The organism is Cohnella xylanilytica, from assembly GCF_014212175.1.
Classification (GTDB): domain Bacteria; phylum Bacillota; class Bacilli; order Paenibacillales; family Paenibacillaceae; genus Cohnella; species Cohnella xylanilytica.
Map to the genome: position 1 here is coordinate 1 of NZ_JACJVR010000032.1, position 22,724 is coordinate 22,724.

Consider the following 22,724-nt stretch of genomic DNA (forward strand, 5'->3'; position numbering starts at 1 on the left):
GATCAAGGATTTCGACGGTCGTCATGCATGGAAACGAATCGAAGCCAAAGTGGTTCAATTGGAGTGACGGCTTCCAACATTTCACATGGAAAACAACAATGCCCCTTTTCTGGGGAGGGGGGAGTTATCCCCATGTGGATATTGGTTTCAAAATTTCGCTGGTCCCACTCCCACTTATTCACAGTTGTTGATCCGCTCCTGGATGATCGCCACCGCATTCTTATGCGCTTTCGAAATTCAGGATAATATACCCTCCGACATCCTCGAGCCCACCTGCACCCGCATCGTTGACCACGAAGGAGTCACTTGGACATTGAGATTAGAAGTCGTAGGACACAGAAGTTTAGGGCGGTTGCCTACTCCCGATTCCGTCATGACATACCAATCGCTGTCATTGGCGGCAGTGATGTACCCGGTAATCAACATCTCCATGCTTAACCACTTTCGCCGTCGCCGGCCCATCATACACCCCTACTGTGGCAAATGCGGACTGCATACCAGCTAGTATCATTACGCACAATGATACAAACAAAGCTACCCTTAACTTCTTTTTCCCAATATCTTCTCCAAAAGTATTATTGGAATCAATTCAGATTCCTCCATATTTTATAATATAAAGATGAAAGACCCGCTGCGAACGCCATGGGCCCGTTCGCGAAGCACCTCCAACGACACCCATTTGTAGCACAATAACTTAATATCACGGATAAAAAAGGCGTTGGTTCCTGTCGTAGTCCTCGTTTAGTCCAGAATTAGTCCTAACCTATTAGCCCGCAAGATATTCGTAGACAAACACGGCTTTCCTTTGCTTGTCGTAGTACGTCGTTTTCAAAATTTTCAACCAAAAAATACCTCCACGTTACAAAGAAAATAGAAAAAGACGCGCTCGCCCTCTACACCCGCTACGTGAAATAACTGGGTGAATTCTGGGTGAACGCGTCCTTATCCCCTCAAAACCCCTGATAAATCAAGCTTATCCGATACTACCTTCCATCTCGAACTTGATCAATCGATTCATCTCGACCGCGTACTCCATCGGCAGCTCCTTCGTGAAAGGCTCGATGAAGCCCATGACGATCATCTGGGTCGCTTCGGCTTCCGACAGGCCCCGGCTCATCAGGTAGAACAGCTGATCCTCGGACACCTTGGATACGGTCGCTTCGTGCTCCAGCGTGATGTTGTCGTTCATGATCTCGTTGTACGGGATCGTGTCGCTCGTCGACTGGTTGTCGAGAATGAGCGTATCGCATTTGATGTTCGCCTTGGCGCCTTCGGCTTGACGGCCGAAGGAGGCGATGCCGCGGTACGTCACCTTGCCGCCGTGCTTGGAGATCGACTTCGACACGATCGTCGAAGTGGTGTCCGGCGCCAGGTGAAGCATCTTCGCGCCCGCGTCCTGGTGCTGGCCCTTGCCGGCGACGGCGATGGACAGAACCATGCCCTTGGCGCCGCGGCCCTTCAGGACGACGGCCGGATACTTCATCGTCAGCTTGGAGCCGATGTTGCCGTCGACCCATTCCATCGTCGCGTTCTCTTCGGCGACGGCGCGCTTCGTGACGAGGTTGTAGATGTTCGGCGCCCAGTTCTGGATCGTCGTGTAGCGGACGCGGGCGTCCTTCTTGACGATGATCTCGACGACCGCGCTGTGCAGCGAGTTCGTGCTATAGACCGGAGCCGTGCAGCCTTCAACGTAGTGCACGAAGCTGCCTTCGTCGGCGATGATGAGCGTGCGCTCGAATTGGCCCATGTTCTCCGAGTTGATGCGGAAGTACGCCTGCAGCGGGATCTCGCACTTCACGCCCTTCGGGACGTAGATGAAGCTGCCGCCCGACCATACCGCGCTGTTCAGCGCCGCGAACTTGTTGTCCGCCGGAGGAACGACGGTGCCGAAGTATTCCTTGAACAGCTCCGGGTGCTCGCGAAGCGCGGAGTCGGTATCCATGAAGATAACGCCCTGCTTCTCGAGATCCTCCTGCATGTTGTGGTAGACGACTTCCGATTCGTACTGCGCGGATACGCCGGCGAGGAACTTCTGCTCCGCCTCCGGAATGCCGAGCTTGTCGAACGTCGCCTTGATCTCTTCCGGCACTTCTTCCCACGTCTTGCCTTGCTTCTCGGAAGGCTTGACGTAGTACTGGATGTCGTCGAAGTCCAGCTCGTCGAGGTTGCCGCCCCAACGCGGCAAAGCCATCTTGTTGAACTGCTCGAGCGACTTGAGGCGGAACTTCAGCATCCATTCCGGCTCGCCCTTCATCTCCGAGATCGTGCGGACGATCTCCGGCGTCAACCCTTTGCCGGATTGGAATATCGCCTTATGCTCGTCGCGGAACCCGTACTTGTATTCATCCAGCTCGGGCATCTGTTTAGCCATGACGATCAACCTCCTTGTGTATTGGAATCCGAATATCCGTCCAGGAAAGCCTTCGCGGCCATCCCATTTTCGCCTATCTCTCTGCTTCCTCTTATTCCTCGATGCCTTCGTGCTGCCCTTGGCCGTGCTCGACGCCCTTGCGCAGCGCGTTCCACGCCAGCGTGGCGCACTTGATGCGGGCCGGGAATTTGTTCACGCCGGACAGCGCGTCGATGTCCTCGTACTCCGGGAAGTCGACCTCTTCGCCCTTCATGAGGGAGGAGAATTTGTCGGCCATAGCCAGAGCCTCCGAAGCCGTCTTGCCCTTGACCGCGTCCGTCATCATCGAGGCCGAGGACATGCTGATCGAGCAGCCTTCGCCGGTGAACTTCGCGTTCTTGACGACGCCGTCCTCGATCTGCATCTGCAAGCTGATCCGGTCTCCGCACGTCGGGTTGTTCAGGTTGACGGTGACGGATCCGTCTTCGAGCGTCCCCCGGTTGCGGGGGTTCTTATAATGATCCATAATGACGCGACGGTACAGGTCATCGAGCGGGTTCATAGCCGAAAAACTCCTTTGTCTTGACCAGCGCGTCGGCGAGCCGATCGACGTCTTGTTCCGTGTTGTACAGGTAGAAGCTTGCTCTTGCCGTCGCGCTCACGTTCAGCCAACGCATGAGCGGCTGGCAGCAATGATGCCCGGCGCGGATGGCGATGCCTTCGGTATCGAGCACCGTCGCCACGTCGTGCGGATGCACATCGCCGAGGTTGAACGTCACGAGTCCCGCGCGTTCTTCCTTCGGGCCGTAGATCGTAATGCCTTCGATAGCCGACAGCCGTTCCATCGCGTACTTGGCGATCTTCTTCTCGTGGCGGTCGATCTCTTCGAGGCCGATGCTCTCGAGGAAGTCGATGGCGGCTCCGAGGCCGACGGCGCCCGCGATGATCGGGGTGCCCCCCTCGAACTTCCACGGCAGGTCCTTCCAGGACGATTCGTACAGGTCGACGAAGTCGATCATCTCGCCGCCGAATTCCATCGGCTCCATCCGCTCGAACAGCTGCGCCTTCCCGTACAGGGCGCCGATGCCGGTCGGTCCGCACATCTTGTGCCCGGAGAAGGCGTAGAAGTCGACGTCGAGCGCGCGCACGTCCACCTTCAGGTGAGGCGTGCTCTGCGCTCCGTCGACGACGAGGATCGCTCCCTTGCGGTGGACGATCTCGGCGATCTTGGCGATCGGGTTGACCGTGCCGAGCACGTTGGAGACGTACGTGATCGAGACTACCTTCGTGTTCTCGGTCACGACGCTCTCCACGTCCGCGAGGCTGACGGTTCCGTCCGGCTGAAGCGGAATGTACTTCAGCGTCGCGCCCGTCGCCTTCGCGGCTTGCTGCCAAGGGATCAAGTTGCTGTGATGCTCCATCGGCGTGATGACGATCTCGTCGCCCGGCTTCAGCACCTGGCGGGCGTAGCCGTGGGCGACCATGTTCAGGCCGGTGGTCGTGCCGCGGGTGAATACGATCTCGCGCGTAGAAGCCGCGTTCAGGAACCGCGCCACCTTCTCGCGGGCTCCCTCGTACGCGTCCGTCGCCCGCGATCCGAGCGTATGCACGCCGCGGTGAACGTTCGCGTTGTCCCATTCGTAATAGCGTTTGACCGCCTCGATGACGCTTCTCGGCTTCTGGGCGGTCGCCGCGTTGTCCAGATACACGAGCGGATGGCCGTTGATCTCCTGATTCAGAATCGGGAATTCGGCTTTAAGCGCGATCGGATCCATTTACCCCAGCTTCCTTTCCAGAATGCGTTGCAGCTGCTCGCGCGCCGCCTCGAGCGGGATCTCGGAGACGACCGGATCGAGGAATCCGTAGATGATCAGTCTCTCCGCTTCCGTCCGGGTGATGCCGCGCGACATCAGGTAGTGCACCTGCTCCGCATTGACCTGGCCTACGCTCGCCGCGTGGCCGGCTTTGACGTCGTCCTCGTCGATCAGCAGAATCGGGTTGGCGTCGCCTCTGGCCTTCGGGCTCAGCATGAGCACGCGCTCCGTCTGCTGGCCGTTCGCCTTCGTGGCGCCCTTCTCGATCTTGGAGATGCCGTTGATAATGGCGGTCGCTTCGTCCTTCATGACCGCGCGGGTGACCATGTCGCTCTCGGACGAGCGGCCGAAGTGGACGGCGCGCGTCGTCAGGCTCATGCGCTGGCTGCCGGTGCCGACGGAGATGACCTTCGCGTCGGACGTCGAGCCGTTGCCCTTGAGCACCGACAGCGTGTCGGCGACGACGTTGCCTTCGTGCATGTCGCCGATGATCCATTCGATGCGGGCGTCGTTGTCGAGAACGGCCCGGCGGTACGAGATATCGATCGCGGAGCTATCCATATGATGCACCGCGGCATATTGCACATGCGCTCCCGCCTTGGCGAACACTTCGACCGCCCCGTTGTGGAGGAGCGTCGCTTCCGTCTCGCCCAGGGAGGACGTCACGTTCTCGACGACGGAGACGCGGCTGTTCGCGTCCGCGACGACGAGAATGTGCGGCACGAACGTCGCTTCCGCGTCGTCGGCGAACAGGATCGCCTGAACGGGAGCTTCGATCTCGACGCCGCGGGGAACGTACAGGAAGACGCCGCCGTTCCAGAGAGCGGCGTGCATCGCCGACAGCTTGTGCTCGTTCGGCTCGTACGCCTTCATCAGATGGGCGCGAAGCAGGTCCTCGTGCGTGCGGGCCGCGTCTTCCAGGCTCGACAGCACGACGCCCTTCGCCTTCAGTTCTTCCGGCAGTCTCGCGAACACGACGGAAGAATTATGCTGGACGATAACCGGAGCGTCGCTCTGCGCGTCCAGCAAGGAAGCGATCGCCTGCGGAAGCTCCGCGGGCGAGGAGACGGCCTTGCCGGGGCGATGAACGCCCTGGACGTCCAGGTTCCAACGCGCGATCGGCGTCTTCTCCGGCTTCGGAAGCTCCAGGGTCGCCGCTAATTCTCCCGCTTCCTCCCGCCAGGCGACGAGCCAGGACGGCTCGTTCTTGCTGCGGGAGATGGCCGCCGCGGCCTCGCGGCCGAAAGAGGTGGTCGGTGTACTCATCGTTGCTAGCCTCCCTTATCCTCTTATGCCTGGCCGACCGTCTCGTCGACGATGCCCAGCTCTTCTTTGACCCAATCGTAGCCTTCGGCTTCGAGGCGCTCCGCGAGTTCCGGTCCGCCGGACTTCACGATGCGGCCTTGCATCATGACGTGCACGAAGTCGGGCTTGATATAGTTCAGCAGGCGCTGATAGTGGGTGATGATCAGGAAGCTGCGCTCCGGGGAACGCATGGCGTTGACGCCGGCCGCGACGATCTTCAGGGCATCGATGTCGAGGCCGGAGTCGATCTCGTCGAGAATGACGAGCTTCGGCTCGAGCATCATCATCTGCAGAATCTCGTTGCGCTTCTTCTCGCCGCCGGAGAAGCCTTCGTTCAGGTAGCGGTGCATGAACTCGGGGTTCATCTCGAGCTCCTTCATCTTGCCTTCCATGAGGCGGACGAACTTGATGAGGGAGATCTCGTTGCCTTCGCCGCGGCGCGCGTTAATGGCGCTGCGCAGGAAGTCCGCGTTCGTGACGCCCGTAATCTCGCTCGGATATTGCATCGCCAGGAACAGGCCGGCGCGCGCGCGCTCGTCGACGCCCATCTCCAGCACGTCCTCGCCTTCGAGGAACACTTCGCCTTCGGTGACCTCGTATTTGGGATGACCCATGATCGAGGATGCGAGCGTGCTCTTGCCGGTGCCGTTCGGGCCCATGATGGCATGGACTTCGCCGGCTCCCATCGTCAGATCGAAGCCCTTCAGAATCTCTTTACCCTCAATAGCCGATTTAAGGCCGCGAATTTCGAATAAGCTGGACATCGGTGTTTATCCCTCCAGAATTGGTGAGGACGAATGGTTGCAGTCGACCGCTTACCGCGTCAAACCACCAAATCGTTCATCCTTATTTAAAATGATTTTAATTTGATTCTCACTGATTCTCAACCTCCATTTTATGAAAATGGCATAAAAAACGCAAACTTCGCCATTTCCACCTGCCGAAGGCTTCCTTCTTCCTATTAATCGGTCCGAAATTCGGATCCCGGCGCGGGAGCGCCGGCAGCGAGAATCGCCCGCCTCCGCCTTACCCGGCGATCGCCCGCCGTACCGCCTCGCGGGAAGCCGCGAATTGCTCGTCCGTCAGAACGGGCGTCTTCCCGACTGCCGGCAGCGCCTCCTCGAGGCGAAGCCACGACTTGCATCCGCCGTAAACGTCGAGTAGCGGGATCTCGAGCGGCTCGTCGAGCTTATATACGCGCAGCAGCAAGACATGCAGAGGCTTCGTTCTCTTCCACTTCAACCGCTCTTCCGCGTAATCGTCGGTCCAGATATGCAGATCGCTCAGCCTCTTCAGCGTCTCGGAGTCCGTCACTTCCAAGTCCTCCGCTACCTCCGCGTAAGAGCCGATCGCCACCGCGTCCGGACGGGCGGCGGCCTCCTCCCGGGTCTCGTCCACGATTCCCCGCGCTTCGGGCTTCACCAGCTCCGGCCGTTGATGCTCGAAGGAGGGGAACAGGTAAAACGCCGGGCTGACGAGCCGGAATTCCTTCGTCTCCTCGGCGATGCCCCCCTTGCGCAGCACGATCGCCTGCCTGCCTTCCTCCAAGGCCCGCACCGCGACCGCCCATTCCCTCAGCGCAATCGGTTGTTCCATTCCCTGCCGGCTCCCTTCCTGCCTCTATTGGAACCATTATATCACATCGCGGACATGGAAGCGGCAGCCTTGGACTCGAAAATAGGTCCTAGCCTGCCGCCCATCGGCTGTATGAAACGAATGCCGACCGTTCCCCCGCCCCGGCTGGCCCGGCTGGACGAGGTTACTTGATTTCCCCTATGGCCGTGAGAACGGCTCTGCCGAGCGTATGGCTTAGCATGGTAAATCCCAACACGGCCGGCGTGGCCTTGGGGTCGACGCCGATCGTCTCCACATCCAGCGCATGAACGACAAAATAATACCGATGAGGACCGTGTCCCGCCGGAGGCGCCGCGCCGATAAACCGTTCGAGCCGCAGATCGTTCGGCAATTGCAGAGCGCCTTGCGGCAGGCCGCCGCCATGCTCGTCGCCCGCGCCGGTCGGCAATTCGGCGACATAGGCCGGGATGTTGATGACGGCCCAGTGCCATAAGCCCGATCCGGTCGGGGCATCCGGGTCGTAGACGGTTACGGCGAAGCTCTTCGTCCCTTCGGGCGCGCCCGACCACCTCAAATGAGGCGATAGATCCCGGCCGCCCTCCACTCCCGACATCCCCGAATAATGCGGGGGCGGCAGAGGAAGACCATCCGCAATGTCGTTGCTCGTCACCTGGAAGGATGCGACTTCCGGCAAGTTGGCAAATGGATTGTTACTCATTCTAAAGACCTCCTTCGCTTGACTTCAATTCGATTATATTAACAATAATCGATTTTGTAAATATGAATCGATTTTATTATTCGTTGTCGAATTTGAACCTTGTTTTTTTAAAATATCAGAGTAAACTATTAACACGAGTTGAATCCGAATGGGATGAAGGAGGAGGCCCGCTTCATGGCCAAGAGAGACGGTTCGTCCACGTTAACCGAAAATGTCACGAAAAAACTGCGGTCCGATATACTATCCGGACAATATGAGCCGGGCTCTCCGTTAACCGTATCCGAACTTGCCAAAGGCTTCGACGTCTCGGTTGCCGTCGTTCGGGAATCGCTGACCCGGTTGGCGACCCAAGGCCTCGTCCTGCAAAACCCGAATCACGGCTTCTCGGTGAAGACGGCGTCGGAAGAAGAACTGAACAACATCATTCAGGCGCGGTCCATCAATGAATCCGAAGCGTTGCGCCTCTCCATCGCCCATGGCGATCTGACATGGGAATCCAACGTCATCGCCGCGCATCACAAATTATCGCAGACGCCCGAGTTCAAGGAAGCGAATCGGACGCTTGCCGTTCGCGAGGAATGGTCCGACATCCACCGCCAATTCCATTACGAACTGATCGCCGCATGTCCGAATCCGGTTCTCCTCGATATTTGCAGGCGCCTCTGGGATTTGAGCGAATTTTATCGGCATTATTCGACGCCTCGGCAGCAAGTTCGCGACGGACGCGCCGAGCATAAGGCATTAACGGATGCCGTCCTAAGCCGCGACGGCGATCGCGCCGTCGAGATCTTTCAAGCGCATATCCGACTCACCGCGGATATCCTGTTCGACAACCGATAGCGGCGGAGCTGACGGCCCGTCGCGTTATCCATAGCAACGCATAAAGATACTCCGGCAAGTGGATGAACCGGCGTTCGTGCCGTTATAATGGAATGGATCGAACAGACGCCTCGACCGTCCGGACGGATAGGCACAGCTTCCAGGCTCCGCCTCTTGGCGCGGACCTGGGTTGTGTCTTTTTTTGGCGGGCTGTCGAGGCGCTTTCAACGGCAGCCCAATTGCATTATACTGTCTTAAGGCAAAGCGCCGGCGGCAGGCCGGACGAACGCGTCGAACCCTTGCGAACCTATGTGGAGGTGGAATCGTAGTGAGTCAATACCATCCGCTGTCCGAAGCGGAAGCGATCGAGATCGCCCGCACGATCAAGGACGTGTTCCCGACCGGGGAGGAGCTCGTCTCCAAGGAGATCGGCGACGGCAACTTGAACCTGGTCTTCCACATCGCCCAGCCCGCGACGGGCCGCAGCCTCATCATCAAGCAGGCGCTGCCCTACGCGAAGGTCGTCGGCGAATCGTGGCCGCTGTCTCTCGACCGGGCGCGCATCGAGAGCGAAGCGCTGATCCGGCAGTCCAAGCTCGCGCCCGGCCTGACCCCCCGGGTATACAAGACGGATTCCGAGCTCGCCCTTACGGTCATGGAAGACTTGAGCGACCACGTCATCATGCGCCGCGGGCTGATCCAGGGCGGCGTCTATCCGAAGTTCGCCGAGCATATCTCCGAATTCATGGCGCGCACCTTGTTCTTCACTTCGGACCTGGGCATGAACCAGCAGGAGAAGAAGCGGGTCGTGGAGGAATTCGTAAACCCCGATCTGTGCAAAATTACCGAAGACCTTATCTTCGACGCCCCGTACTTCGACGACGAGACGAACAGCATCGAAGACCATATCCGCGACGCCGCGGAAGCGATCTGGCGCGACGAGGAGCTGCGGCTCGAAGTCGCCCTGCTGCGCGAGAAGTTCCTGACGCACGCCCAGGCGCTGCTGCACGGCGACCTGCATACCGGAAGCATCTTCGTCACGCCGGAATCGACCAAGGTGATCGATCCCGAATTCGCGTATTACGGTCCGATGGGCTTCGACGTCGGGGCGGTGTTCGCGAACCTGCTGCTGAATTACGCGGCCCAGGAGCATTGGAGCCCGGACGAGAGCTCGCGCCGGGAGCGGCGGGCTTATCTTCTGAACACGATCCGGGATACGTGGAATCTGTTCGAGAAGAAGTTCCGCGCGCTGTGGGACGAGCACGGAATCGACCGCGTTTTCCGCGCCAAGGGTTATCAGGACGATTATATGCGCCGCCTGCTGAAGGACACGATCGGCTTCGCCGGCGCGAAGACGGTCCGCCGGATCTACGGCCTCTCGCACGTGGCCGACATCGATACGATTCCGGACGCGACCGCCCGCGAGCGCGCCCAACGGCTGGCCCTGGCGATCGGCACCGGCCTGATCCGGCATAACCGGCAAGCGGAGTCCATCGAAGACGCGCTCCGCATCGCCTCGCGGGCAATCGGCGAATAAGCGGCGGGCCGACGAACGGGAAGGAGAATAGACGACATGAGCGAGCATACAACGTCGGCGGCATCGAAGGTGCTGCAATCGGTCCGCTGGGCGGACGAGGCGCTGGATCTTCTGGATCAGCGCTTGCTGCCCGAGCAGACGGTCTATCTGAAGCTGAAGACCCCGGAGGACGTCTGGGAGGCGATCCGCGAGCTGAAGGTGCGCGGCGCTCCGGCCATCGGCATCGCCGCCGCGTACGGCGTCGTGCTCGGAACGGCGGGCTTCGCCGGGACCGCGGAGGAGCTGGCGGCCGAGGTGCGCCGACACGCCGAATACTTGGCGACGTCGCGGCCGACGGCGGTCAATCTGTTCTGGGCGCTCGACCGGATGAAGGCGCGGGCGCAAGCGCTGGCCGAATCCGGCGTCCCGACGGAGGAGGCGATCGCCGCGCTGCTGGACGAAGCGAAGCGGATCCAGGCGGAAGACGAGGAGACGAACCGCCGGATCGGCGAGCACGCGCTGACCTTGTTCCAGGACGGGATGGGCGTGCTCACGCACTGCAACGCCGGGGGTCTCGCCACCTCCAAGTACGGAACGGCGCTCGCGCCCTTCTATCTGGCTCTGGAGCAAGGCATTCATCTTAAAGTATTCGCGGACGAGACCCGTCCGGTGCTGCAGGGCGCGCGGCTGACCGCGTTCGAGCTTCAGCAGGCGGGCGTGGACGTCACGCTCATCACCGACAACATGGCGGGACACGTCATGTCCAAGGGCTGGGTTCAAGCGGTCATCGTCGGAACGGACCGCGTGGCCGCGAACGGCGACGTGGCGAACAAGATCGGCACGTACGGCGTCGCCGTGCTCGCCAAGGCCCACAACATTCCGTTCTATGTAGCTTGTCCGATGTCCACGATCGATTTGTCGACGCCTACCGGCGCCGACATTCCGATCGAAGAACGCCATCCGGACGAGGTTACCCAGGGCTTCGGCCGCCGAACCGCGCCGGAAGGCGTAGCGGTCTACAACCCGGCGTTCGACGTGACGCCGAGCGACTTGGTGACGGCGATCATTACCGAGAAGGGCATCGTGCGGGCTCCGTACGATACCGGCCTGCGCAAGCTGTTCGAGAACTGATCCTTCGGGAAGACCGGGCCGTCCGATCGCCGCGCGTTCTTCATCTCACGCCGAGCGGACGTCGCCGGCTTCGGCCATGACGGCCAATGCTCTTCGGCCGGTCATGCCCGGAACGATTCCGAGGCTGCGCGCCGTGTCGGTGACGGATTCGAGAGGAGCGTCAAGCAATTGCTCGAAGGTGCGAACGCCTACGGCCCTTCCGGCAATGATCCGGCGCTCCTTCAGTCTCTCGTTCAGCAATCCGACGTCCAGGGCGCCGCACATGATATACCCGTCGCCGATCGTAATCGCGAGAAGCGTCGTGCCCGGCAGCAGGACTTCGGCTCCGAGCGCCGTACGGCCTTCGATGTCGATCGGAACCAGCCGCATCATCCCAATCACCTCCGGTTCGCCGCCATGACGGCGTAATGCGGGACGAAAGGATCAATCCTTTCGATACAATTTATGCGGATGACCCGTCGTTTTGTCCCGGATTCCGGGTAGACGAATAACCAAATAGTACTATTTCCGATCCGCAAATCATGGTATATTGATGTTGAAGGTATTCTTTATGTACCGTTAGGCCTGATGGAGGTTGGCACAGAACATGACAAAGAAGCAAACGACGGCAGACGGTTCCTACCTCTTTCAGGTTGATATCCTGATTCACGCTCCGACGAACGGCATCGCGATGGAGCAGCTGCTTCGGGTCCTTAACCAAGCGGAGTTCGCCGATTATCGAATTCAATCCGGCATCCAGTTGGGGAAGAAGATCGAAGAGGAGCTCGAGCAAGCCGGCCCTTCGACGCCCCTCCCGCTCTCGGAAGGCCTGGATTCCCGCATTCGCGGATACATCCAGACGAACAAGCTGATTCGGGTGAACGTCAACAAGGGCAAGGGCGTCAAGCTCAGCATGCCTTGCCGGGTCGTGAACTTCGATCCCGATCAGGAGCTGCTTACCTTGTACCACGTCGACGAGAAGAAGGTCTATTCGGTGAGGCTGAACGAGATCGACGACTTCTTCGATTAAGTAAGCGCTATATTCACGATTATCGATAATGAACGAATAAACGCCGCGGCTCAGGACGAGCTTGCGGCGTTTATGTCTAGAGCGGCCCGATTCCGGACGGCCTCCATCAGGCTGGCGACTCCGGCGCAGGGCAGCGGCGGGCTGCCGTAATAGCCCTGCATCTCGTCGCACCCGTGCTGCTGCAGGAACCGGACCTGCTCCAGCGTCTCGACTCCTTCGGCGATGACCTGGAGCTGAAGGTTGTGCGCCATCGCGATGATGGCCGCGACGATCGCGGCGTTGTTCGGATTGTCGCCGATGTCGCGCACGAAGGAGCGGTCGATCTTCAAGCTGCCGATCGGGAAGTTGCGCAAGTAGTGGAACGAGCTGTACCCCGTTCCGAAGTCGTCGATGCTGATGCCGACCCCGAGCTCCTTCAGTTCCTGAAGGAACGATAGCGCCCGCTCCACGTCCATCGTCATGCTCTCCGTGATCTCCAGCTTCAAATAGCGAGGCTCCAGCCCGGACCGCTCCAGCGCGCCGGCGATCTTCCCGATCAAGTTCCTCTGGGTGAATTGGCGGACGGACAGGTTGACCGACACCGGAATCGGGGGCATCCCCGCATCCTGCCATTCCTTGTTCTGCCGGCACGCTTCCTGCAGCACCCACTCCCCGAGCGGGACGATGATTCCGCTCTCTTCGGCCGCGGGAATGAATTCCCCCGGAGGAACGAGCCCCCGTACCGGATGCTTCCACCGGACGAGCGCCTCCAGCCCGACGATCCGTCCCGTCGCCAGATCGTACTGCGGCTGATAGTAGAGCAGGAATTCGCCGTTCTGCAGCGCGTTCATCATCTCATGGTGCAGGGTTAACTTATGTAAGGCTTTATGCTCGAAGTCGGACGTGTAGATCTGGTAGTCGTTGCGCCCGTTCTCCTTCGCCCGGTACAGGGCGGCGTCGGCCTTCTTGAGAAGGGCGCCCCCGTCCTCCTCCAGGCCACCCCCGATCGTCACGCCGACGCTGACGGTGACGTGCAGTTGAACCCCTCCAAGCTCGAAGGGCTCCTCGAACAGCCGGATCAGCGCGTCCATTCGCGCCGAGACGTCTTCCGCTCCCGACACTTCGGTCAGCAGGCCGGCGAATTCGTCCCCTTCCATCCGGGCCAGGCTGTCCTGGCTCTGGAAGAACCTCGTGAGCCGCTCCGCGATCTGCAGCAGAAGCATGTCTCCCGAGTCTCTTCCGAAGGAAGCGTTGACGAGCTTGAAGCGGTCCACATCCAGATAACAGACCGCGAGAAGGGTTCCGTTCCGGTGCGATTCGGCCAGCTTCTCCTCGAGCCGGTTCGCGAAGTAGCGCCGGTTCGGCAAGCCGGTCATGTCGTCGTAATAGGCCATGTAGCGAATGCGGTCGAGAGAGCGCTTATGATCGCTGATATCGCTCATCGAGACGACGATGCCGACGGTCTCTTCCTCCCGCGACAACGGAGCGGTATTCACGCTGAGATCGACGTAATGCCCCTTCTTGCTGAAGATGCGGATATTCTGCGTGCAGGTCTCTCCCGCCAGCGTCCTTCGGAACGCCTGGACGGCGTTGTCGTACGTGGCTTCGTCCAGCCAATCGGCGAAAGCTTGGCCCAGCAGCTCTTCCTTGGCGCAACCGAACGTATCGTACGGATCTCGGTTGACGTCCACGATGAGCCCCTGGCTGTCGATGACGGCGATCGTGACCGGACTGTTGTAGATCGAATTCAGCAGCTCGAGCTGGTATGACGACGTGTCGGGCCATCCGTTCACTGGGCGACGTCCTTCCTCCCGTTCCGGGGAATGTGACAACCGATGCTGCTTCCATTATAAAACGCGGAACGCGGTTGCCGGCAAGCCGTTCCGGCTTGAGACCGAAGCATCGCCGGACGCGCGCTTCTTTTCCACTATTTGGACGATTTCCGTACGGAAAGCGCTAAGCACAGCCATCCCGCAAGGAAGGCGACTCCGCCCAGCGGAGTGATCGGGCCGAACGCGTCGATTCCCGTCAGGGACAGGGCGTACAGACTGCCCGAGAACAAGACGACGCCGATCGTCAGCAGCCTCGCGGACCAGAGAACGAGCTTGCCCGATCCGAGCCGGTCGGACAGCAGGGCGACGAGCAGAATGCCGAGTCCGTGGTACATCTGATAGCGGACGCCCGTCTCGAAGACCGCCAGGTCGTCCTCGGAGATATGCTCCTTGAGCGAATGCGCCCCGAAGGCTCCGAACGCGACGGCCAGCAGCGCGAGGACGGCCCCGATCGCCGTATATCTCTGAAGCATCGTGAATCCTCCTTGTGTCGAAGCGAACTTAATCCTATCATAACGGTTTTGCCGGGCGGACGCCATGAAGGAATTGGGACAATTGCCCAAGGACAGGCGCCATTTCTGATGATCCGGATCATAGCGAGCAAAATTCGCACACATCGTTTGGCCTCGCGGGAATATATTGAATAACACACGATTTTTAAGAGGTCATCAAAAAAAGGTGGTGCCCACGCCATGACTGAACCGGCTTTCATTCTGTCCCGCGAAGACTGGTCGCTGCATCGCAAGGGATACCAGGATCAGTCGCGGCATCAGCAGAAGGTTCGCGAGGCGATCAAGCAGAACTTGCCCGATCTGCTGTCGGAAGAGAACATCATCCTGTCCGACGGAAGGCAGATCATCAAGATCCCGATCCGCAGTCTGGACGAATATCGTTTTATGTATAACCACAACAAGCGCAAGCACGTCGGCCAAGGGGACGGGGACAGCCAGGTGGGCGACGTTCTCGGAACCGACCCCGCCAGCGCGAACGGCAAGGGCGAAGGAGCCGGCGACCAGCCGGGCGACGACGTCGTCGAAGCCGAGATCTCGATCGCGGAGCTGGAGAACCTGCTTTTCGAAGAGCTGGAACTTCCCTACCTGAAGCGCAAGGAGAAGGAGCAGATCGAGGTCAAGGACGTTCGCTTCAACGACGTCCGGCGCAAGGGGATCATGTCCAACATCGACAAGAAGCGGACCATTCTGGAGAACCTCCGCCGCAACTCGCGCGAAGGCCGTCCCGAGATCGCCGGCATCACGCCGGACGATCTGCGCTTCAAGACTTGGGAAGAGATCGTCAAGCCCCAGAACAACGCCGTCATCCTCGCCATGATGGACACGTCCGGCTCCATGGGGTCCTTCGAGAAATATTGCGCCCGCTCCTTCTTCTTCTGGATGACCCGGTTCCTGCGGCGCCAATACGAGAAGGTCGAGATCGTGTTCATCGCCCACCATACCGAAGCGAAGGAAGTGTCCGAGGAGGAATTCTTCACGCGCGGCGAGAGCGGCGGCACGATCTGCTCCTCCGCCTACATCAAAGCGCTGGAGATCATGGACAGCCGGTACCCGCCCTCCCTCTACAACATCTATCCGTTCCACTTCTCCGACGGCGACAACCTGACGAGCGACAACGAGCGCTGCGTGCGGCTCATCCACGAGATGCTGAAGCGCGCGAACATATTCGGCTACGGGGAAGTGAACCAGTACAACCGCTCCAGCACGCTGATGTCGGCTTACAAGCATTTGGACCATCAGCAGTTCCTGTATTACGTCATCAAGGAGAAGGCCGAGATTTACCACGCGCTCAAGACGTTTTTCAAGAAGAGAGAACTGGCCGTGTGAACGCAGCGAGCGATCGCCCCTACCCGGGCGGTCGCTTCTTCCGTTGTGCATAGAACCCGATATTCCGGGTAATCGGTTAGTGAGATGGTTTATACGATGAAAAAACATGGAGGTGAGCCTCATGATCGCATGGGGTCGTATGGTACGCAGCCTTACATTCGGATTGGCGATCGCCGTCGTCGCGATCGGATTGCTGCCCTTCCTGGTCGTCTTCCTGATGTCCGACCTGAGCGGCTTGATCGAACTGGACTCGACTCCCTTCTTCGCGTTCGCGAGCAAGTTCATCCGTTGGGGAAAATGAGCCGTTGGCCGGCCGCTGGTCAAATGTCGTTCGGGACCTTCTGAATGATATCGGTATAAATCCGATAGGGGGAGATCAGGGGCGAGCTCGCGGAATTTCTCCATTCGTCCGTCCTCTTGTTTAGAGCCGCCTGCTCCTTCTAACCATGTTCCAGTGAACGAGAGGATTCCCGGGATATCGTTCTCCATCTTCTGCTCAGAAGTCTTCAAGTCGCATAGGGTTCGACCGATCGGCTGTCCTTTCACATATTTTTAAGCCAGAGAACGACCGGCGTGGCGATAAAGCCGGCGATGGCGGCGGCAAGGCAGAGTCCGGCCAGCCTTCGGTCCCTGTAGAACAACCACGCCATTCCGGCCACGATCAAGATAAGCAGCAGGAGGCAGCCCGCTCCGAACCATCCCTCGGCTCTATCGGCCCCGATAAACTCGGAACCCAGAATCAGCGCCATAAGAAGCAAATAAGATTGGAGCATGCCGGCCAAGACGCTCAGAACCGGGAGCAGCGCCCGAACACTTTGTCTGCGCAGAATAGGACTTCACCTCTTCCCTGCCGAGATCGTCCGGTACGTCGCTTCGTCGGTGACGGCGAACAGCCGGGCTTCCTTCGGGATCGGATCGCTTAGCTTGCGGTTGATCGTCAGGTCGCCTCGGTCCGAGAGCAAGGTCGCCCCTTCGCGAAGCAGCGCCTGGAAGGCGTCCCCGTACGTTCGCCAATCCGGACGGACCGGGATCTCGTAGATGTCGTCCCCGTGCTGGCGGCTGAGGAGCTGGTTGAAAATATCCGAATTCCCCTGCTGCAGAGCCGACCGGACGGCCAGCCTGGAGACCGCGTCGTGCGACAGGACGAACTCGTTCACCTTCACGTGGCGGAAGTTGGCGATGTGCTTGTCCTGGGAGATCTCCGCCGTCGTATGGATGTCCGGCGCGATTCTCTCGATACTTGACGCGATAAGCAGCGTCTTCCCGTCCACAAGGGCCGGCTCGTCGATCCGGGCATCCGAGAAAATAATAGCCGCCCGCGCGCCGCGAAGGTTGGCCCGCTCCAAGACTTCGTCGGCCGACGGATCGCCGCTGACGAAGTGCACCTCGTGCCGGTCCGGCAGAGGGTGCTTGTCCGATTCGTCGATGAGGACGACGCCGGCTCCGCTCGAATAGGACAAGATCTCTTCGATCGCGTAGTGCGCCTTTTTGCTCCAATTGATGACGATGACGTGATCCTTGCCTTGGTACATCAGCTTCCCGGCCTCCCGTTGTCTATGAATGGCGGCGACGGAGTCGACGATTTTCCCGATGATCAAGCTCAGCAGCCCGATTCCGAAAATATAAAGGAAAATCGTAAACGTCTTGCCCGCCGCCGTCTTCGCGTAGTAATCGCCGTACCCGACCGTGGCCATCGTCGTCAGCACCCAGTACAGGGCGTTGAACCACGTGCCGAAGGTCGAAGGCTCGAGCGCATAGGCCAGAGTGGCGCTTCCGGCGATGAACGCCAGCGCGAGGATCAGAAGGGAAGTCTTCCTAAGCCTCACGGCTCTCAGATAAAGTCTCAATATAATAGGCAACGGGTTCTCTCCTATCGTTCGCCATCCGCGCATGTTCGCGGAAATTCCATAAATGAACATTAATAGAATAAGCTGAAGGCGTCAAGGGCTAAGATACGCCCCTCTCGGCTCTTATCTTCCTCTCGCGGGTACGGATTTGAGGCGAATTCTCTTCCCGCCGCGGCAATGAGAAAACGCCGCCCCTTCGGGGGCGGCAGTTGCGAACGATCTTCCTTATTCGGCTGCGCGGAGCTTGAACATCCGGCTTCGGGAATCGCCGGTCATCATTACGCATGCCGCCTCATTTTCAGGCTTATCCCCATACCTCAGCTCGAGTTGCCGTCGACGGATCGCCTCGGCTCTCCGGGATAATCCCGGCACCTCCGTACGGGCGCTTCCTGTTACTCCTCGCCGCGCCTCTCGGAATGGCTTATCCCCACGCCTCAGCTCGGTCTATCGTTCAGCCGCGCCTCAGTCCCGTTCGATCAGGAAGGAATAAGCGGGAATAAACCGATCAGCGGTATTTCATCGGCGAGTGACTATTCGAGGACAGGCGGGAATACGCGAGGAAGCGTTCCTGAAGAGAAGAATGGATATAAAAAAGGGGGGAGCTTCTCGTTGGTGCATCCCCCAATCGGCTGAGCAGAGGGGATAAGCCTAAAAATGGGCAAGACTCCGATATCCCCACTCGGACAACAAGGCTCTTCTCTCGCGATAAAGGGCCGTGTGAAAAAAACAACGGACACCGTGGCCCTTATTCGCGCCGGAAGGACCGAAAGCGGCATGATTCCGGGAATAAGCGCACTGGCGTCCGTTGCTCGAATCGCGAAGCCTTCGCCGCGGCTTAAGCCCGGCCTTCCCGGCGGGCGATCTCCTGGCGCACGAGGGGAGCGACCTTCGTGCCGAGCAGCTCGATCGCGCGCATAACGTCGCGGTGCGGCATCGAACCGACGGGCACGTGCAGGAAGAAGCGGGTGACGCCGAGATTCTCCCGCAGCAGGACGATCTTCTCCGCGACGAATTCCGGATCCCCGACGAAGAGGGCGCCGCGCAGGCTGCGAGCGGCATCGAAGGTCGCGCGGGTGTACGGAGGCCAGCCGCGCTCGCGCCCGAGCTTGCTCATCGCGTACTGCGTCGACGGGAAGAACAGATCGGCCGCCTGCTCCGTCGTCTCGCCGACGAAGCCGTGCGAGTGGGTCGCGATGGACAGCTTGGACGGGTCGTGGCCGGCGCGGGCGGCGGCTTGCTTGTAGAGCGCGACGAGCGGCGCGAAGTTCTCGGGTTGGCCGCCGATGATCGCGAACACGATCGGAAGGCCGAGCATTCCCGCCCGCACGGCGGACTCGGGGTTGCCGCCGCTGGCGATCCATACCGGCAGCGGGTCCTGAACCGGACGCGGATAGATGCCCAGGTTGTCGATCGCGGGACGATGCCCGCCGCGCCACGTCACCTTCTCCGAGCGCTGGATGGCGAGCAGCAGCTCCAGCTTCTCGTTGAACAGCTCGTCGTAATCTTCGAGGCTGTAGCCGAACAGCGGGAACGACTCGATGAACGAGCCGCGGCCCGCCATGATCTCGGCGCGTCCGTTCGAGAGCCCGTCGAGCGTCGCGAACTGCTGGAAGACGCGGACCGGATCGTCCGACGACAGGACCGTGACCGCGCTCGACAGCCGAATCCGCTTCGTGGTCGCCGCTCCCGCGGCGAGCACGACGGCCGGGGCGGAAGCCGCGTAGTCGGGACGGTGGTGCTCCCCGATCGCGTAGACGTCCAGGCCGACCTGGTCCGCGAGCGTCATCTCCTCCACCGCGTCGCGAAGCCGCTCGGCGTGGCTGATCGCCGTTCCCGTCGACGGATCGGGCGTCGTCTCGAGGAACGTGCTGATTCCTATCTCAATCGGTTGTGCCGAATGTGCCATCTTGAATCTCCTCCTTCTACCTACCGATTATCATACTCATTTTCGAGGATTTTCACAAACAAAAATGAAGCGACGCGTAAAAATAAAGAGACGCACCAATCGGCGCGTCCCTATCTTGTCCCTTCGTATCGACTCCTAATTAGAGCTTGATCTCGCGGCCGAGCTCGGCCGATTCGTATATCGCCGACAGAATCTTGATCATATCCACGCCCTGATCGGGAGTGAAGATCGGCCGCTCGCGGCCGAGCACGCATTCGACGAAATGCCGGATGTTGGCCGTGTGCTGGGGAACGGCCGCTTCCGGGAACTTCGGCTGCTGGTCGATCAGCACGCCTCCGTTCTCCGTGAACAGCTTCAGCTTGTCGTTCACGAGGCTGAAGCCGCCCTCCGTGCCTCTCCATTCGAGGAACTTCTTCTCCTCTTCGACGTTGGACGCCCAGCTGAACTCGATCTGCAGGGACGCCCCGTTGTCGAAGCGGATGAAGCCGGCCGCCAGATCCTCGACGTCGAACGTGCCCTCGGGAATCTTCCCGTCGGCATCCGGACGATCGGCGAACTTGCGGTACGTCGAGCCCGATACCGTCACCGGCTTCGGATTGCCGGCGAGCCAGATCGCCAGGTCGATCATATGCACGCCCAGGTCGATAAGCGGACCGCCTCCGGACAGCTCCTTCGTCGTGAACCAGCCGCCCCGCCCCGGGATGCCCCGGCGCCGAATCCAGCCGCAGCGGCCCATATACAGCTCGCCCAGCTGGCCCTCATCGGCGATGCGCTTCACGAACTTCGCTTCCTCGCTGAACCGGTTGTTGCGCATCGTCATCAGCAGCTTGCCCGATTCGCGCGCGGCGTCGGCCATCTTCTGCGCCTCGACCGGGTTAACCGCGTCCGGCTTCTCGCAGAAGACGTGCTTGCCCGCCCGCAAGGCCGCGATCGCGATCTCCGAATGGTACACGTTCGGCGTGCCGATGCCGACGATGTCGATCGACGGATCCGCGATCAGCTCGCGGTAGTCGTCGTACACCTTGGCGTCCGGGAAGTCCTTCGCGACCGCTTCGGCGGAAGCCTTGAACGCGTCGCAGAACGCGACGATCTCGACTTCGTCCTTGCAAGCCAGCCAGCCCGGAAGATGCGCCCATCTGAAAATGCCGCCCGTCCCGACGGCCCCTACCTTCAGCATGTCATCGGCCTCCCTTGATCTCTTCCAGCGGCTTCGCGTTGCCGTAGCGCGGGTATTCGCGGTCCACCGGAGCCGCCCATCTCACCGCGTTGTCGATCACCTTGCGAACCTCCGGGTTGTAATACGTCGGATACGTCTCGTGGCCGGGGCGGAAGTAGAAGATTTTGCCCGCGCCCCGCGAATAGCAGCAACCGCTGCGGAACACTTCGCCGCCTTCGAACCAGCTGACCATGACGAGCTCGTCCGGCTGCGGGATGTCGAAGTGCTCGCCGTACATCTCCTCCTGCGGCAGCTCGATGTACTCGCCGATGCCGGAGGCGATCGGATGCGCCGGATTGACGACCCAGATGCGCTCCTTCTCGTCCGCTTCCCTCCACTTCAGATCGCACGACGTCCCCATGAGCTTTTTGAATATTTTCGAAAAATGTCCCGAATGCAGCACGATAAGCCCCATGCCCTTCAGAACGCGGTTATGCACTCTCTCGACGATCTCGTCGCTTACTTCGCCGTGCGCCATATGCCCCCACCAGATGAGGACGTCGGTATCGTTCAGGACCTCTTCGGACAGGCCGTGCTCCGGATCGTCCAGAGTGGCCGTGCGGATGACGCCCTTCGTCGTCAATCCCTCCGCGATCGCCGCGTGCATGCCCTTCGGGTATACGGACGCGACCTTCTCGTTCGTCTTCTCGTGGCGGTGTTCGTTCCATATCGTGACGTTGATGTTCGCGCTCACTATTCCTTCTCCCTTCCTATCGTCTGACACCTTCATTGTAGTAAACGCCGTCTGCGGGATCGATGGCCGATTCGATCGTTTTTTTACGGTATTCTGTTCCCTGTCCCTCTTGCAATCGCTTTATGGTAAACTATCGTTACGCCATTCTGTCGAACCTATTCGCCATGGAGAGGAGATCGCGCCATGTATCCCGAGATGCGCTACGAGCACGTCGTCTACCAGAACCCGTTCCTCGCGATGCGAATCTGGCAGATCGATTCCGACAAACTCGCCTCCGAGGAGACGCGGCGCCGGACGGAGCAGGATTGGCGGCAATCCCGATACTCCGGCTGGCACTACCACGAGGAAGTGGAATTCCTTCTTATCCTGAAGGGCGAGCTGACCGCCTTCTGCAAGGAAGAGCGCCTCCTCCTGCGCAAGGGGGACGTCGCCTTGTTCGGGTCGTCGGAGCCGCACACGACGCTGCACACGAAGAGCGGAAGCCTCAGCCATATCGTGCTTCAGATCGACCTGCGCAAATACTGGGACCCGAGCACGCTCGGCAGCATGCACCATTTCTCCGAGGTCATTCGCCCTCTTAGCTCTCTCAATTACATTTATCAAGAGAACAAGGAAGCGCGGACGCAGACGGCCGCCCTCATCCGCGAGATCTACCGGGAGATGAACGAAGGGAGGATCGGCTACGAGCTCGCCGTCTCCTCGAAGATCAAGAACGTGCTCCTCCTGCTGCTGAGGAACGACACCCGTTCCAAGCTTCATTACGCGAACGACAAGCTGCAGGAGAGGCTTCAGCCGGCCATCGACTACGTCGAGCAGCATCTGGGAGAGAGGCTGTCCGTCTCGGAGGTCAGCTCTCTCGTCAATATGAGCTACACCCACTTCATCAAGACGTTCCGCCGGGGCGTCGGCATGTCGTTCACCGACTTCGTCGGCTACCGGCGGATCAAGAAGGCGGAGCAGCGGCTGCTCACGGGCGAGGACGAGAGCATCGCGGAGGTGGCCGAATCGGTCGGCTTCTCCAACCTCGGGCACTTCTACGAGACGTTCCGTCGTTGGAACGACTGCTCCCCGAAGCAGTTCAAGGACCGGCTGAGGAAAAGAGGGGAGATCGGATAGCCGGATCGGAATCGCGGTTATGGAGGGAAGGGACCGGTTCGCCGACGAGATCGCCGTTC

At 60.0% G+C, this 22,724-nt stretch carries 22 protein-coding genes; 7 read left to right on the forward strand and 15 right to left on the reverse strand.

The window, feature by feature from the left end:
* Positions 1 to 973: 973 nt before the first annotated feature.
* The 7 genes from sufB to H7B90_RS09275 all read right to left on the reverse strand — a co-directional run bounded on the left by sufB (position 974) and on the right by H7B90_RS09275 (position 7,762).
* On the reverse strand, positions 974 to 2,371 hold the full coding sequence (sufB, locus tag H7B90_RS09245; protein WP_185135583.1) for a Fe-S cluster assembly protein SufB: 1,398 nt from the start codon (positions 2,369 to 2,371) through the stop codon (positions 974 to 976).
* Positions 2,372 to 2,462: 91 nt separating this feature from the next.
* The gene (gene sufU, locus H7B90_RS09250) at positions 2,463 to 2,912 is read right to left on the reverse strand and encodes a Fe-S cluster assembly sulfur transfer protein SufU (RefSeq protein WP_185135584.1); all 450 of its coding nucleotides are present in this window, start codon (positions 2,910 to 2,912) and stop codon (positions 2,463 to 2,465) included.
* Positions 2,896 to 4,125 (reverse strand): cysteine desulfurase, encoded by a 1,230-nt coding sequence (locus H7B90_RS09255; protein ID WP_185135585.1) that lies wholly within the window; start codon positions 4,123 to 4,125, stop codon positions 2,896 to 2,898. The genes sufU and H7B90_RS09255 overlap by 17 nt, the downstream gene beginning before the upstream one ends.
* Complete coding sequence (gene sufD, locus H7B90_RS09260) at positions 4,126 to 5,430, reverse strand: Fe-S cluster assembly protein SufD (protein WP_185135586.1); 1,305 nt, start codon at positions 5,428 to 5,430, stop codon at positions 4,126 to 4,128. It lies immediately after the preceding gene.
* Positions 5,431 to 5,453: 23 nt separating this feature from the next.
* Positions 5,454 to 6,233 (reverse strand): Fe-S cluster assembly ATPase SufC, encoded by a 780-nt coding sequence (gene sufC / locus H7B90_RS09265; protein ID WP_185135587.1) that lies wholly within the window; start codon positions 6,231 to 6,233, stop codon positions 5,454 to 5,456.
* Between the two features lie 262 nt (positions 6,234 to 6,495).
* Entirely contained in the window at positions 6,496 to 7,065 is a 570-nt protein-coding gene (locus tag H7B90_RS09270) for a DUF1802 family protein (RefSeq protein WP_185135588.1), read from the reverse strand.
* A 163-nt stretch (positions 7,066 to 7,228) separates the two neighbouring features.
* A complete protein-coding gene (locus H7B90_RS09275; RefSeq protein WP_185135589.1) occupies positions 7,229 to 7,762 on the reverse strand; it encodes a YbhB/YbcL family Raf kinase inhibitor-like protein in 534 nt (177 codons plus the stop codon).
* 174 nt (positions 7,763 to 7,936) lie between these two features.
* On the opposite strand from H7B90_RS09275, the gene H7B90_RS09280 reads away from it, so the two are divergent.
* From H7B90_RS09280 to mtnA, 3 genes are all read left to right on the forward strand, one after another.
* Positions 7,937 to 8,602, forward strand: coding sequence for a GntR family transcriptional regulator (locus H7B90_RS09280; RefSeq protein WP_185135590.1), 666 nt, complete (start codon positions 7,937 to 7,939; stop codon positions 8,600 to 8,602).
* A gap of 307 nt (positions 8,603 to 8,909) precedes the next feature.
* Complete coding sequence (gene mtnK, locus H7B90_RS09285; protein WP_185135591.1) at positions 8,910 to 10,118, forward strand: S-methyl-5-thioribose kinase; 1,209 nt, start codon at positions 8,910 to 8,912, stop codon at positions 10,116 to 10,118.
* 36 nt (positions 10,119 to 10,154) lie between these two features.
* Positions 10,155 to 11,228: an S-methyl-5-thioribose-1-phosphate isomerase gene (gene mtnA / locus H7B90_RS09290; protein ID WP_185135592.1), complete on the forward strand. Its 1,074-nt coding sequence runs from the start codon at positions 10,155 to 10,157 to the stop codon at positions 11,226 to 11,228.
* Positions 11,229 to 11,273: 45 nt separating this feature from the next.
* Here the strand turns inward: mtnA and H7B90_RS09295 are convergent, their stop codons facing one another.
* Positions 11,274 to 11,600: a YunC family protein gene (locus H7B90_RS09295; RefSeq protein ID WP_185135593.1), complete on the reverse strand. Its 327-nt coding sequence runs from the start codon at positions 11,598 to 11,600 to the stop codon at positions 11,274 to 11,276.
* Positions 11,601 to 11,814: 214 nt separating this feature from the next.
* Between H7B90_RS09295 and H7B90_RS09300 the strand changes: the two genes are divergently transcribed.
* Entirely contained in the window at positions 11,815 to 12,237 is a 423-nt protein-coding gene (locus H7B90_RS09300) for a hypothetical protein (RefSeq protein ID WP_185135594.1), read from the forward strand.
* Positions 12,238 to 12,287: 50 nt separating this feature from the next.
* Here the strand turns inward: H7B90_RS09300 and H7B90_RS09305 are convergent, their stop codons facing one another.
* Both H7B90_RS09305 and H7B90_RS09310 read right to left on the reverse strand, forming a co-directional pair.
* The gene (locus H7B90_RS09305; RefSeq protein ID WP_185135595.1) at positions 12,288 to 14,009 is read right to left on the reverse strand and encodes a sensor domain-containing protein; all 1,722 of its coding nucleotides are present in this window, start codon (positions 14,007 to 14,009) and stop codon (positions 12,288 to 12,290) included.
* Positions 14,010 to 14,143: 134 nt separating this feature from the next.
* A complete protein-coding gene (locus H7B90_RS09310) occupies positions 14,144 to 14,521 on the reverse strand; it encodes a DUF423 domain-containing protein (protein WP_185135596.1) in 378 nt (125 codons plus the stop codon).
* Positions 14,522 to 14,740: 219 nt separating this feature from the next.
* Here H7B90_RS09310 and yhbH point away from each other — a divergent pair, with 219 nt between their 5' ends.
* A complete protein-coding gene (gene yhbH / locus H7B90_RS09315; RefSeq protein WP_185135597.1) occupies positions 14,741 to 15,886 on the forward strand; it encodes a sporulation protein YhbH in 1,146 nt (381 codons plus the stop codon).
* Between the two features lie 121 nt (positions 15,887 to 16,007).
* Positions 16,008 to 16,187 (forward strand): hypothetical protein, encoded by a 180-nt coding sequence (locus H7B90_RS09320; RefSeq protein ID WP_185135598.1) that lies wholly within the window; start codon positions 16,008 to 16,010, stop codon positions 16,185 to 16,187.
* Positions 16,188 to 16,428: 241 nt separating this feature from the next.
* Here the strand turns inward: H7B90_RS09320 and H7B90_RS09325 are convergent, their stop codons facing one another.
* The 5 genes from H7B90_RS09325 to H7B90_RS09345 all read right to left on the reverse strand — a co-directional run bounded on the left by H7B90_RS09325 (position 16,429) and on the right by H7B90_RS09345 (position 21,549).
* The gene (locus tag H7B90_RS09325; protein WP_185135599.1) at positions 16,429 to 16,659 is read right to left on the reverse strand and encodes a hypothetical protein; all 231 of its coding nucleotides are present in this window, start codon (positions 16,657 to 16,659) and stop codon (positions 16,429 to 16,431) included.
* A gap of 63 nt (positions 16,660 to 16,722) precedes the next feature.
* Positions 16,723 to 17,745, reverse strand: a complete 1,023-nt coding sequence (locus tag H7B90_RS09330; protein ID WP_185135600.1) for a potassium channel family protein — start codon at positions 17,743 to 17,745, stop codon at positions 16,723 to 16,725.
* A gap of 823 nt (positions 17,746 to 18,568) precedes the next feature.
* A complete protein-coding gene (locus H7B90_RS09335; RefSeq protein ID WP_185135694.1) occupies positions 18,569 to 19,618 on the reverse strand; it encodes an LLM class flavin-dependent oxidoreductase in 1,050 nt (349 codons plus the stop codon).
* A 160-nt stretch (positions 19,619 to 19,778) separates the two neighbouring features.
* A complete protein-coding gene (locus tag H7B90_RS09340) occupies positions 19,779 to 20,816 on the reverse strand; it encodes a Gfo/Idh/MocA family protein (RefSeq protein ID WP_185135601.1) in 1,038 nt (345 codons plus the stop codon).
* A gap of 1 nt (position 20,817) precedes the next feature.
* A complete protein-coding gene (locus H7B90_RS09345; protein WP_246578725.1) occupies positions 20,818 to 21,549 on the reverse strand; it encodes a ThuA domain-containing protein in 732 nt (243 codons plus the stop codon).
* A gap of 183 nt (positions 21,550 to 21,732) precedes the next feature.
* Here H7B90_RS09345 and H7B90_RS09350 point away from each other — a divergent pair, with 183 nt between their 5' ends.
* On the forward strand, positions 21,733 to 22,665 hold the full coding sequence (locus H7B90_RS09350) for an AraC family transcriptional regulator (protein WP_185135603.1): 933 nt from the start codon (positions 21,733 to 21,735) through the stop codon (positions 22,663 to 22,665).
* The last annotated feature ends 59 nt before the right edge of the window (positions 22,666 to 22,724 follow it).